Genomic DNA, 12,864 nt, shown 5'->3' on the forward strand with positions numbered 1-12,864 from the left:
CCGCCGATGCCGATCAGAACGGCGTGGTGACCGCCATCGACGCGGCGCAACGTCCCGGGTGCAGCGAAGAGGAGCGGCAGCACGTGGCCGCCTGAGATTTCAGCGAGAGTGCGTACCCCACACTCTCATGCCGCCGCCGCGCTCACGAGGCGCGACCGGCCCGATAACGTGAGCTCACGAGGCTCACTCGATCGCACAACGGGTCGCCTGCCAGGCAATCAGACGCCATTGCCCGTCTTCTTCCTGCGTGTGAATCGCCGTGTAGGCGATCGGGAACAGCAGCGCGCCGTTATTCGCTTCCATCTCGATCAGCGCTCGGCCGGTGACGACGCACGTCTCCCGCCCGACCGGCAGCACATGCTGCGACTGCACCTCGATCTGCCGATAGCGGCGGCGCCCTCCGGTAATCCCGTCGATGAACTGCCGCTTCGTTTCACGCTTGCCGTTCGTATGAACATAGCTCACGTTGTCGGCCAGCAGCGTGTCAAGCGATTGCCCGTCGCCGTCGACCATCGCACGAAAGCGCTCCCGTTCGAGCCCGCGAATCGCTTCGATCATCTTTGCCGCCATTGCTCAGCCCCCCGCACCGGTGAGCCGCACGCGGCCACTCGGTCTTCAGAAGTTATATTGCAAATATAGCTGGCTGAAATTTATACCAGGATTGGGCTCTTTGATACCGCCGTTGGAAATATGCTGGAAGCGGTAGCCCGCGAGATACTGCTGGCGGCTGCCGAACTGCAGGCCCACGCCCGCCAGATTGGCGAACTGGAACGCAGTGCCGAGCGTGAAGGTCGAAGAAATCCGCGGGCTCGACAGCAGCCGGATGCCTGCCCCAACCTCGACGAACGGACGGATCGATCCCGATCCCTTGATGAAACGTATGACCGGTGTCACGCCCACTTCACCGATGTCATTGTGCACATCCCCCTCATTAGTGTGCCACCAGGCTGCATGCGCCTCGCCGATCAGCGAGAAATGCCAGTCGCCGATCTGCCACCAGGTCAGACCCGGGTCCCAGGCCACGCCGAGATCGAACTTTTTGACGTGCTCGTCGCCCGCCCCGGCGGCCACCTGCACGCCGAACTGGTCGGCCGAAGCCAATCCACAAGCACCTGATAGCACCGCAGCCAAGGCGCCTTTGCAAGCTCGACCAGGTAATCCATTCTTTTTCCTGTTCATCCCACATACCTGACGAGGTCGCCGGCCGGTCGTTACTGTGTCGTCTATTCTATATACAAATCAAGTCGGTGAATTACGCAAAAAATTACAAATTTCAGCAATTAATCACTTCAAATTATCTAAACGCCGGTTATTTGTTATGAGGAAAAGGCGATAGCAGGTAAATTCTACGGCCTCTTCGCGACGCTCAGCAGGTGTGTCAGATAGCTATTGAAACCAGAATCTCAATAGTAATTAGGGAACTTGGATGACCTTACGTCCTCTAAGTGTTAGCACTCAGGAATTCAGAGTGCTAACATCGACCGCTGGAGTCGTTTACTGAGTACGCTTTTGTCTGATTCCAAAGGAGTTTCCTACGTGAGCCATGCAATGATCCTTCCGAGTACTTTGAGCCTGTCGCCGGCTAAGGCCGCTCCGGCAGGTGCACTGGCGCTCTCGCATTCCTCATTGCTGCCCGGTCAGCTGGGCAATATCGACGCCTACATCCAGGCCGTCAATCGGATTCCGATGCTGACGCCGGCAGAAGAACGCCAGTTCGCCACCGAGTTTCGCGAGCAGGACAACCTCGAGTCCGCGCGTCGTCTGGTCCTGTCGCACCTGCGGCTGGTCGTGTCGATTGCGCGCAACTATCTGGGTTATGGACTGCCGCACGCCGATCTGATCCAGGAAGGCAATATCGGCCTGATGAAGGCTGTGAAGCGCTTCGACCCGGAGCAGAATGTGCGCCTCGTGTCGTACGCGATGCACTGGATCAAGGCTGAGATTCACGAATACATTCTGCGCAACTGGCGGATGGTGAAGGTCGCCACCACCAAGGCGCAGCGCAAGCTGTTTTTCAACCTGCGCAGCCACAAGCAGGGTCTGGGCGCGTTCACGCCGGACGAGATCGACGGTCTTGCGCAAGAACTGAACGTGAAGCGCGAAGAAGTCGCGGAAATGGAAACGCGGCTGTCCGGCGGTGACATTGCGCTGGAAGGCCAGGTGGAAGACGGCGAGGAGTCGTACGCGCCGATTGCCTATCTGGCCGACTCGCACAGCGAGCCGACTGCGGTGCTGGCTTCGCGTCAGCGCGACAGGCTGCACAGCGACGGCATCGCAAATGCGCTGAATGCACTGGACGCCCGCAGCCGCCGCATCATCGAGGCACGCTGGCTGAAGGTGGAAGACGACGGTTCGGGCGGCTCGACACTGCACGAACTGGCAGACGAATTCGGCGTGTCGGCCGAGCGTATCCGGCAGATCGAAGCGAGCGCAATGAAGAAGATGCGCGGCGCGTTGACCGAATATGCGTAAGGCCTGAAGGTCGTCAGCCCGCCGGTTCGCCCGGCGCGCTCCTCCGTCTGTACCCATCCCCGCCCTCGTAAGACGGCGGGGATTTTTTTGTCCACGTTTTGCCCATGCGGCGGCGCATTCGCGCTCGCCCACCCCATGCGACACCCACTCAGTCAGCTCCCCCGGCCACTATGCGTTTCTTGACGTATCACAAATCAGACAGCAATACTGACTGAGAGCGGCAAGTTTCGCGACCCAATGCCGCACTGCCGAATCAGTGCGTATCGGGTTCCGCTCCTAAAATCGGGTGCACTCGCTGGACCGCGTGAGCGGCCTGGACCTAGCCGGATTCGCCGGTGTGAAGTCGCCTTCGACCGATCATGACCATAGCCCTCAATCGCAACATCACCCTCCGGTCGCGCTGGCACAAGCGGTTCACTGGCTGGGTGCGCGGTCCAACGATGGCGCGTGATATCGCCATCGTCCTCGCCATCAAATTCGTACTGCTGATGGTGCTCAAATACACGTTCTTCAATCATCCGCAGGCGCAGCACATGTCGCTGCCGCCTGAACAGGTCGCGCAGGCGCTGTTGTCCACGCCTGCCTCGCATTCGTCTCAAGGTGATCAACATGCCCGTTAGCGAAGTCGTAGAACTGTCGCGCCTCCAGTTCGCCATCACGGCGCTTTATCACTTCCTGTTCGTGCCGCTCACGCTCGGCCTCGCCTGGTTGCTCGTCATCATGGAGTCCGTCTACGTGATGACCGGCAAGCAGATCTACAAGGACATGACCCAGTTCTGGGGCAAGCTGTTCGGCATTAATTTTGCAATGGGCGTCGCCACGGGGCTCACGCTCGAATTCCAGTTCGGTACCAACTGGGCGTACTACTCGCATTACGTCGGCGATATCTTCGGCGTGCCGCTCGCCGTCGAAGGGCTGATGGCATTCTTCCTCGAGTCGACCTTCGTCGGCCTGTTCTTCTTCGGCTGGAACCGGCTCTCGAAACTGCAGCATCTGATCGTCACGTTCTGCGTGGCGCTCGGCTCGAACCTGTCGGCGCTGTGGATTCTGGTGGCCAACGGCTGGATGAACAATCCAGTCGGCGCCCGGTTCAACTACCAGACCATGCGCATGGAACTCGACAGCATCTTTTCCGTGCTGTTCAATCCGGTCGCGCAGGTCAAGTTCGTCCATACGGTGTCGGCCGGCTACGTGACCGCGGCGATGTTCGTGCTCGGCGTGTCGTCGTGGTATCTGTTGAAGCGCCGCGATACCGAGTTCGCCCTGCGCTCGTTCGCGATTGCCGCTGGTTTTGGTCTGGCGTCGGCGCTGTGCGTGATCGTACTCGGCGACGAATCCGGTTATCGCACTGGCGAGGTTCAGCAGGTGAAGCTCGCCGCAATCGAATCCGAATGGGAAACCGCCCCTGCACCGGCACCGTTTACTATCTTCGGCATTCCGAATCAACAGGAACAGCGCACCGACTACGCGATCCGGGTGCCGTACGCGCTCGGCATCATCGCTACTCGCTCGCTCGACGAACCCGTGGTCGGTCTGCGCGAGCTGATTGCGCAAAACGAAGTGCGCGTCAAGAGCGGCATGCTGGCCTACAGCGCGCTGCAAAAGCTCAAGGAAGGCGACGCCACCGACGAAGCGCACGCCGCCTTCGAGGCCCACAAGGACGATCTCGGCTACGCCCTGTTGCTCAAGCAGTTCACCGCGAGCGTCACCGACGCCACGCCGGACCAGATTGCCCAGGCGGCCAGGCGGACGATCCCGCCGGTCGCGCCGCTGTTCTTCTCGTTCCGTCTCATGGTCGGCCTCGGCCTGCTGTTTCTTGGCACGTTCGTACTGGCGTTCTGGTTCTGCGCGCAACGCTCGCTGCTGCTGGAACGCCGCCGCTGGTTCCTGCGTTGGGCCGTATGGGCGATTCCGTTGCCGTGGCTCGCGGCTGAACTCGGCTGGATCGTCGCTGAAATGGGCCGCCAACCGTGGAGCATCGCCGGCATTCTGCCGACCAGCCTGGCCGCTTCGAATCTGACGCCCCGCGACCTGTATCTGAGTATCGGCGGCTTCGTGCTGTTCTACACGGTGCTGTTCATCATCGAGATCATGCTGATGTTCAAGTACGCGCGGCTTGGCCCATCGTCGCTGCACACGGGCCGCTATCACCACGAACTACAGCCGCCGCTGACCCAGCCGCTGTCGCCCAACACGGCAGCATGACGCGCCGCCATTTTGTTCAGGGGAAAAAACTATCATGGACTATGCAGCCCTCAAACTGATCTGGTGGCTTTTGATCGGCGTACTGTTGATCGGCTTCGCGCTCACCGACGGCTTCGACATGGGCGCGGCGATTCTGCTGCCGTTCATTGCCAAGACCGATGGCGAACGCCGCATCGTCGTGAACACGGTCGGCGCGACGTGGGAAGGCAATCAGGTATGGCTCGTCACGGCTGGCGGCGCGATGTTCGCCGCGTGGCCGCTGGCCTACGCGGCATCGTTCTCCGGTTTCTACTTCGCGATGCTGCTGGTGTTGTTCGCGCTGTTCTTCCGACCGGTCGGCTTCGACTATCGCGGCAAACGTGATGACCCGCGCTGGCGCAGCGCCTGGGACTGGGGACTGTTCGTCGGCGGTTTCGTGCCGGCGCTGGTGTTCGGCGTCGCGTTCGGCAACCTGCTGCAAGGCGTACCGTTCTCGTTCGACACCGACCTGCGTGTCACGTATCACGGCGGCTTCTTCGGTCTGCTCAATCCGTTCGCGTTGCTGTGCGGCCTCGTCAGCGTAGCGATGCTGACCGCGCACGGCGCAGCCTTCGTGAAGATGAAATCGGACGGCGTAGTGGCCGAGCGCGCGTCGCTGGCGCTGCGGATCGCATCGGCAACCGGCGTGGTGCTGTTCCTCATGGCCGGCGCACTGATCGCCACGATGATCGGCGGCTTTCAGGTCGTCGACGCGCCGCCGCTCGACGCGGTCGCCAATCCGCTGATGAAGACCGTCATCGGCGCGCCTGGCTTGTGGCTCGCCAACTACGCGCTCTATCCGTGGATGATTCTCGCGCCGGTGGCCGGCCTCGTCGGCGGCGTGCTGGCCGCGCTGCTCGCACGCTCACGCTTCGAGACAGGCGCGTTTCTATCGACCTCGTTGATGATCATCGGCGTGATTCTCACCGCGGGCTTCTCGATGTTTCCATTCATCATGCCCTCGTCGCTCGACGGACGCAGCAGCCTGACCATGTGGGACGCGACCTCGAGCCGTCTGACGCTGCAGATCATGCTGGTCGCAGTGATCGTGTTCCTGCCGCTGATCCTGCTCTACACGGGCTGGGTCTATCGCGTGATGCGCGGCAAGGTGACCGCCGCGGCAATCACGGAACATCACCATTCGATGTATTGATCGGCACTACGCTTAACAGGAGTTTGTGATGTGGTATTTCAGTTGGCTGCTCGGTATCGGCGTCGCGTTGGCGTTCGGGATCATCAACGTGATGTGGCTCGAATCGCGCGGGCCGTCGCAAACGGCAAAGCCGAAGACGCGCTAACGCGGCAGATGCCGGCCGCGCGCCGGTAAACGCAAAAGCAACGCAAAAGCGGCACCTTGAACATTCAAGGTGCCGCTTTCTTATTGCAGCGTGATGGGTGCTGCGTCATGGGTGCCGCGTCATGGGTGCCGCATTACCGATACGGTGTACCGAATGCCGCGTCACTGAATGCCAGGCTGCGCGCGCCGGTTGCCCGACAGCGCACGTGTCATGCCGGCACAGGCGTCGCGCCGCCGCCTTGCTCCGACATGCGCGACGCCAGCCTCGCTGCATAGCGCTGCGCGGCCTCGCCGACGACGATATGGAACGTGTCGGCGGAAACCCATACCGTGTCGAGCGTAGCCAGACGCTGGCGATCTACCGCCGACGGATCGCGCACGACGATCCGCAAACGCGTCGCCGCCACTGCATCCAGCGACACCACGTTGCCCGCGCCGCCGAACACGGCGAGCCAGCGCAACGGGTCCGGGTCGAGCGGGCCGCCTTGCGTATTCGCGGCAATCGGCGCAGATGCAGCAGCTGCAGTCGCAGCCGCGACCGGCACCGGCTTCGCCGTAGCGCCGCCCTGCGCGATCACCGTGCGGATTTCGTCCGCAATGATGTCCGCTTCCGGTCCGATGATCACCTGCACGTTGCCCGTGCCGCGCTTGAGTACGCCACGTGCGCCGAGCGTCTTCAGTTCGCTCTCGGAGACCTTGTCCGAATCGACCACCGACAGGCGCAAACGCGTCGTGCATGCATCCACCACCGACAGATTCGACGCGCCGCCCAGCGCCGCGATATAGCGCTGCGCGCGGGGCACCGCTACACCGGCTGCCGGCGAAACGAAACCGCCGGCCACAAACGAATCGGCCTGCTCTTCAGCGGCCGCGGGTTCACGGCCCGGCGTCGCCATGTTGAATTTGCGGATGAAGAAACGGAACAGCCCGTAATACACCACCGAGTACACGAGACCGAGCGGAATCGCCCACCAACCCTTGGTGGACAAACCGAAGTTCAGCACGTAGTCGATGAAACCCGCGGAGAACGTGAAGCCAAGGTGAATGCCGAGTGCCGAGCAGATGGCGAGCGACAGCCCCGTCAGCAGCGCGTGGATCGCGTACAGCACCGGCGCGAGGAACATGAAGCTGAATTCGATCGGCTCGGTCACGCCGGTCAGGAACGACGTCAGCGCCATCGAGAACAGCAGCCCGAACACCACCGCGCGGCGCTCTTTCGGTGCCTCGTGAAACATCGCGAGACATGCCGCCGGCAGGCCGAACATCATGACCGGGAAGAAGCCCGTCATGAACGTGCCCGCGGTCGGATCGCCGGCGAAGAAGCGATGCAGGTCGCCCGTCACGGCGGCGCCGCCCGCTGGCGTGAAGGTGCCGAACACGAACCACGTCAGCGAATTGAGGATGTGGTGCAAACCCGTGACGAGCAGCAGGCGGTTCAGCACGCCGAACACGAATGCGCCGAATGCGCCCGCCGTGGTCAACCAGTGCCCGGCCGTATCGATCACGGCCTGCACCGGCTGCCACACGTAGCCGAATGCGATGCCGAGTCCGAGACAGACCACCCCCGTGACGATCGGCACGAAGCGTTTGCCGCCGAAGAACGCGAGGTAGTCGGGCAGCTTGATGTCCTTGTACCGGTTGTATAGCAAGCCCGCGACGATACCCGCCACGATCCCGGACAACACGCCCATGTTGAGCTTGTCGTTGATGTCCTTCATCACCGCGACCTGGACCAGATAACCGATCGCACCCGCGAGCCCCGACACGCCATTGTTGTCTTTCGCGAAGCCGACCGCCACGCCGATCGCGAACAGCAGCGGCAGGTTGTCGAAGATCGCACCGCCGGCATCGGCAATCATCTTGATGTTGAACACATCGGGCTGGCCGAGTCGCAGCAGCAGTCCAGCCACCGGCAGCACCGCGATCGGCAGCATCAGCGCGCGTCCCAGGCGCTGAATCTTCAGAAACGGATTCCCATCCATTGATATCTCCAATCCATGTCTCGTTGTCGACGGTCGTCGTCGGGTTGTGCCGCCAGACGTATTGACCGCATTGATTGAGCGAAGCTGGTTGCGGACCGTGTGAGGTTCAGTCCAGAGGCCAGGCTTCGCGGCTTGCTGCTCTTACCGCCTGCGCCGATTCGAGCGCCAGCGCATGCTGGGCACGTTGATGGCACAGTTGATAATCGAGGTTGCGCACAAGCGCCTTGATGCCCGGCACCGACACCGGGTCCACCGACAGCTCGGTCACGCCGAGGCCGACGAGCAGCGGCATCGCGAGCGGATCGCCCGCCAGTGCGCCGCACACGCCGACCCACTTGCCATGCTTTTCGGCGCCTTGCACGGTGGCCGCGATCAGGCGCAACACCGCCGGGTGCAAGCCGTCGGCTTGCGCGGCGAGGTCGGCCTGGCAGCGGTCCATCGCCAGCGTGTACTGCGTCAGGTCGTTGGTGCCGATCGACAGGAAGTCCGCGTGCTGCGCCAGTTGATCGGCCAGTAGCGCCGCTGACGGCACTTCGATCATCACGCCGACTTCGATCGGTTCGGTGCGGCCCAACTCGCGGGCGAATTCGTCGATACGCTTGCGGATGCGGATCAGCTCACCGACGTCGGTGACCATCGGCAGCAGGATGCGCACGGCGCCGAACGGCTGCACCGCCAGCAGGCCGCGCAACTGATCGTCGAGCAGATCCGGTCGCACCTGGGCGAGGCGAATGCCGCGCAGGCCAAGCGCCGGATTCGGTTCGGGCGGCAAGGTCAGATAGTCGACTTCCTTGTCGGCGCCGACATCCAGCGTGCGAATGATCGCGGTGCGGCCGCTCAACGCATCGACGATGGCCTGGTAGCTCTGACGGTGTTCGTCCGTCGTCGGTGCCGCCGCGCGATGAATGAACAACAGTTCGGTGCGCAGCAAGCCGACCGCGTCGGCGCCGTTGTCGACGGCGGCTTTTGCATCGTCGAGCGTGGCAATGTTGGCGGCCACTTCGATCGCGCGGCCATCGGCGGTCACGGCCGCCTGTTGCGAGGTACGGCGATTCGCTTCGCGCACACCGGCGAGGCGGCTGCGCTCCGAACGCGCACGCTCGACGTCGAGTTCGCTCGGGGCGAATTCGAGGCGGCCGCTCGTGGCATTCACCACCACTTGCGTGCCTTGCGCAATCGCGAGCAACGCGTCGCCCATTGCGACCAGTGCCGGAATGCCCGCCTGGCGCGCGAGAATCGCCGCGTGCGAAGTCGCGCCGCCGCGCGCCATCACCAACGCGGTGACTCGCGAGCGATCCAGCGACGACAGATCGGACGGCGTGAACTCCTCGGCCGCGAGCACGGCTTCTTCCGGCAGCGTGCGTGCCGCCGCGTTCGTATAGCCGAGCGAGCGCAGCACACGCTTCTCGATGTCGCGCAGATCGGCGGCACGTTCGGCCAGCAACGCGTCTTCCATATTGCTAAGGATTCCGATCTGTGTGCGGATCGCCGCGCGCCACGCGAAGCCGGCGCTCTTGCCGAGACTGATCAGATCGCGGGCGGCATCGAGCAGCGTCGGATCTTCGAGCAGCACGCGATGCACCGCGAAAATCCCCGCTTCGCCGTGCGCACCGCGTTGCGACGCGTCACGCACAGTCGTGTTGAGGTCGGCGTCAACGCTGGCAATTGCCTTGTCGAGCAGACGGCTCTCTGCGGCCGACGTGCCGCTCGCCTGCTCAGGCGGATCGATGTCCGCATCGTCCCACCGCACCAGCTTGCCGACCGCGACGCCAGGCGCCGCACACACGCCCGCGAGCGTATTCGGCGCGAGCGGTTCGCCCACCGGGCGTGATACCACTTGTGGCGCCAGCGAGCTTTGACGCGCCGGCGTCTCTTCGACTTCGCCATGCGCTTCGCGCGTCAGTTCGTGAGCGATCGCCTCGATCGCGGCCTGGGCTTGCGGGCCGACGCCGAGCAACTCGACCGTCGCACCTTCGCCCGCGCCAAGGCCAAGCAAACCGACCACGCTTTCGATTGCCGCTTTGCGCCCTTCATAACGCACTTCGACGCGCGCATCGAAACCGCGCGCCGCTTGCCGCGCCCGCGCCGCGGGGCGCGCATGCAGACCGCCCGCGTGGACCAGCGTAACCTGCTGGCGGGCTTCCTCCATCACGTTGGTCGCGCTGGCCTCGCGCGCCGCGTCGGCTACCACGCCGTCGCGGGCACGCAGCACGAGCAGCGGCGTCTCACCCGCCCTCAACACACCGCGCGGCGCACGCTCGACGATCTCGAACGCATCCGAGTTGGCAATCGCGATCACCGACACGAGGCTCGGCGCACTCAACGCGACCCGATCCTGATCGAACTCGATCAGCACGTCGCCGGCACGCACATGCGCGCCTTGCTCGACCATCGGCGCAAAGCCTTTGCCGTTCAGCTCGACCGTATCGATACCGACGTGCAGCAGAATCTCCACGCCTTCGGCCGTCGCCAGCGTGAGCGCGTGATGGGTGCGCGCGAGATGGGTGACGATGCCGTCGCAGGGCGCGACGAGCCGCCCCTCGAGCGGATCGACACCGATGCCGTCGCCGAACATGCCACCCGCAAACACCGGGTCGGGCACGTTCGCGAGCGGCACGACCGGCCCGGTCAGCGGCGCGAGCAAAACAATGTGGCCCTCAGAATGGCTCTTCAAACGGGATTCCTCGACACGTCGCATCTCATTCCTCGTCAGTGAGTTTCGGTGACTTTGTTGAGTCAGTGAGTTTCGGTGACTTTGTTGAGATGGCGCGGCGCATCGGGATTGCGCCCGCGTGCGGCGGCAAGGCCGGCAGCCATCACGTAAAAGGACAGGATTGCGGCGATCGGGTCGAGCGCCGCGTGAGCGGTGTTGGCGAGCGGCAAGGTGGCATGCGGCACGTCGTCCGGCGCGGCGAGCAGCACGCGCGCACCGCGCGCCTGCATGTCGCGGGCGAGTTGAAGCAGGCCGGCCTGCTCCGGTCCACGCGGTGCGAAGACCAACAGCGGATAGTCGCGATCGATCAGTTCCATCGGACCGTGGCGCACTTCCGCGCTCGAAAACGCTTCTGCCTGAATCCCGGAGGTTTCCTTTAGCTTCAGCGCGGCTTCCTGCGCAATGGCCAGACCCAGACCACGGCCGATCACGATCATGCGCTCGATGCCGCGCAGCTCATCCACGGCATTCGACCAGTCGAGCCTGCCCGCGCTGTGCAACGCATCGGGCAGCGTATTCAGCGCGGCGAGCAGATCGGCATCCCGCTGCCAATGCGCGACCAGTTGCGCGGACATCGACAGCATCGCGATATAGCTCTTGGTGGCCGCGACGCTCAGCTCCGGACCGGCGACGAGCGGCAGTTGCCACTCGCATGCATCGGCCAAAGGCGAGTTCGGCGCGTTCACGGCGGCAACGGTCAGCGCGCCCGCGTTGCGCAGCGCTTGCATCGTGCCGACCAGATCCGGGCTCTTGCCCGACTGCGAGAACGCCAGCGCGAGCTGGTCGCGCACCTGCAGCGGCGCCTGTTGCAGCGTCGCGACCGACATCGGCAGCGACGCGACCGGCACGCCGAGGCGGCTCATCGTCAGGGATGCGAAATAACTGGCCGCGTGATCCGAGCTGCCACGCGCGACCGTCAGCGCGACATGGCGCGGCTGTGCGGCCAGCGTTGCCGCGAGGGCCTCGACGCGCGAGGTATCCGTGAGTTGCGCGGCGACCGTTTCAGCGGACGCCAGCGCCTCCTTAAGCATATTCGACAATTGCTTCTCCTTCGACGTAAGTCGCGGTCAACGCCAGATCACGATCGAACACGACCACATCGGCCCACGCACCGCGTGCGATACGGCCGCGGTCCTCGATGCCGAGATAGTCGGCGGCGTAGCGCGACAGACGGTTCGATACATCGTCGATCGGCAGGCCGATCGACACGAGATTGCGCAGCGCCTGGTCCATCGTCAGGGTGCTGCCGGCGAGCGTGCCGTCGGCGAGTCGCACGCCGCCCAGGCACTTCGTCACATGCTGGCTGCCCAGGCGGTATTCGCCGTCGGGCATGCCGGTGGCCGAGGTGCTGTCGGTCACCACGTACAGACGCGGAATCGCGCGCAGCGCGGCGCGGATCGCACCCGGATGAACGTGTAGCAGGTCGGGAATGATTTCGGCGAACTCGGCATGCGCGAGCGCCGCTCCGACCAGGCCGGGATTGCGGTGATGCATCGGCGACATCGCGTTGAACAGATGCGTGAAGCCGCACGCGCCGTGCTTGAGCGCGGCGACGGCGTCGTCGTAGGTGCCGAGCGAATGGCCGAGCTGCACGCGCACGCCGCGCGCCGCCATCTCGGAGATGATCTCCATATGACCGGCGATTTCCGGGGCCAGCGTGACCACGCGGATCGGTGCGATCGACAGGTACTTCAGCACTTCGTCCATCACCGCCGAGACGGCGGCGTCCGGTTGCGCACCAAGCTTGCCGGGATTGATGTACGGCCCTTCGAGGTGCACGCCGAGCACGCGCGAGCAGCCCGGTGTGCGCACCCGCGCGACGCCACCGAGACCGGCAACGACGCTCATCAGTTCGTCGCGCGGCGCGGTCATGGTGGTGGCGAGCAGGCTCGTCGTGCCGTAGCGCGCATGGGTGCGCGTGATGGTTTCGATGGCGTCGCCGGCTTCCATCACGTCGGCGCCGCCGCCGCCATGCACGTGCAGATCGATGAAGCCGGGCAGGATGTACGGCGCGTCGTTGGTCGACGGATCGACGCGGGCACCGGTGAGCGCCGTAATGCGGCCGTTTTCGTATTCGAGCGTGCCGTGAATCCACCCATCGGTGGTGAGTATGTTTCCGGTCAGCATGAGTCTCTCTGGTGAGGCGTGATACGGGTGTGACTGATTTGCGCTCGCCG

Annotated in this window: 11 protein-coding genes; 5 read left to right on the forward strand and 6 right to left on the reverse strand. The window is 63.9% G+C overall.

Annotated features, from left to right (window positions below; translation table 11 throughout):
- Window positions 1–183: 183 nt before the first annotated feature.
- On the reverse strand, window positions 184–570 hold the full coding sequence (locus tag BN2475_RS04895; protein WP_094778437.1) for a nuclear transport factor 2 family protein: 387 nt from the start codon (window positions 568–570) through the stop codon (window positions 184–186).
- Between the two features lie 45 nt (window positions 571–615).
- Window positions 616–1,179, reverse strand: coding sequence for an acyloxyacyl hydrolase (locus BN2475_RS04900; protein WP_094778438.1), 564 nt, complete (start codon window positions 1,177–1,179; stop codon window positions 616–618).
- A gap of 357 nt (window positions 1,180–1,536) precedes the next feature.
- Between BN2475_RS04900 and rpoH the strand changes: the two genes are divergently transcribed.
- From rpoH to cydX, 5 genes are all read left to right on the forward strand, one after another.
- Window positions 1,537–2,472 (forward strand): RNA polymerase sigma factor RpoH, encoded by a 936-nt coding sequence (gene rpoH, locus BN2475_RS04905; RefSeq protein ID WP_094778439.1) that lies wholly within the window; start codon window positions 1,537–1,539, stop codon window positions 2,470–2,472.
- A 359-nt stretch (window positions 2,473–2,831) separates the two neighbouring features.
- Window positions 2,832–3,092, forward strand: a complete 261-nt coding sequence (gene cydP / locus BN2475_RS04910) for a cytochrome oxidase putative small subunit CydP (protein ID WP_094778440.1) — start codon at window positions 2,832–2,834, stop codon at window positions 3,090–3,092.
- Window positions 3,082–4,677, forward strand: a complete 1,596-nt coding sequence (locus BN2475_RS04915) for a cytochrome ubiquinol oxidase subunit I (RefSeq protein WP_094778441.1) — start codon at window positions 3,082–3,084, stop codon at window positions 4,675–4,677. Before cydP ends, BN2475_RS04915 begins: the two co-directional genes overlap by 11 nt.
- Before the next feature lie 34 nt (window positions 4,678–4,711).
- Window positions 4,712–5,848: a cytochrome d ubiquinol oxidase subunit II gene (gene cydB / locus BN2475_RS04920; protein WP_094778442.1), complete on the forward strand. Its 1,137-nt coding sequence runs from the start codon at window positions 4,712–4,714 to the stop codon at window positions 5,846–5,848.
- Window positions 5,849–5,876: 28 nt separating this feature from the next.
- Window positions 5,877–5,993, forward strand: coding sequence for a cytochrome bd-I oxidase subunit CydX (cydX, locus tag BN2475_RS04925; protein WP_094778443.1), 117 nt, complete (start codon window positions 5,877–5,879; stop codon window positions 5,991–5,993).
- 208 nt (window positions 5,994–6,201) lie between these two features.
- Here the strand turns inward: cydX and nagE are convergent, their stop codons facing one another.
- The 4 genes from nagE to nagA form a co-directional block, all read right to left on the reverse strand.
- Window positions 6,202–7,974 carry an N-acetylglucosamine-specific PTS transporter subunit IIBC gene (gene nagE, locus BN2475_RS04930; RefSeq protein ID WP_094778444.1) on the reverse strand — a complete coding sequence of 591 codons (1,773 nt, stop codon included), beginning with the start codon at window positions 7,972–7,974 and terminating at the stop codon, window positions 6,202–6,204.
- Between the two features lie 106 nt (window positions 7,975–8,080).
- On the reverse strand, window positions 8,081–10,672 hold the full coding sequence (ptsP, locus tag BN2475_RS04935) for a phosphoenolpyruvate--protein phosphotransferase (RefSeq protein ID WP_094778445.1): 2,592 nt from the start codon (window positions 10,670–10,672) through the stop codon (window positions 8,081–8,083).
- 38 nt (window positions 10,673–10,710) lie between these two features.
- Complete coding sequence (locus BN2475_RS04940) at window positions 10,711–11,718, reverse strand: SIS domain-containing protein (RefSeq protein WP_094778446.1); 1,008 nt, start codon at window positions 11,716–11,718, stop codon at window positions 10,711–10,713.
- Entirely contained in the window at window positions 11,711–12,814 is a 1,104-nt protein-coding gene (nagA, locus tag BN2475_RS04945; protein WP_094778447.1) for an N-acetylglucosamine-6-phosphate deacetylase, read from the reverse strand. Before nagA ends, BN2475_RS04940 begins: the two co-directional genes overlap by 8 nt.
- Between the last annotated feature and the right edge of the window lie 50 nt (window positions 12,815–12,864).

It is taken from the genome of Paraburkholderia ribeironis (genome assembly GCF_900019265.1).
In the GTDB taxonomy this organism is placed as follows: domain Bacteria; phylum Pseudomonadota; class Gammaproteobacteria; order Burkholderiales; family Burkholderiaceae; genus Paraburkholderia; species Paraburkholderia ribeironis.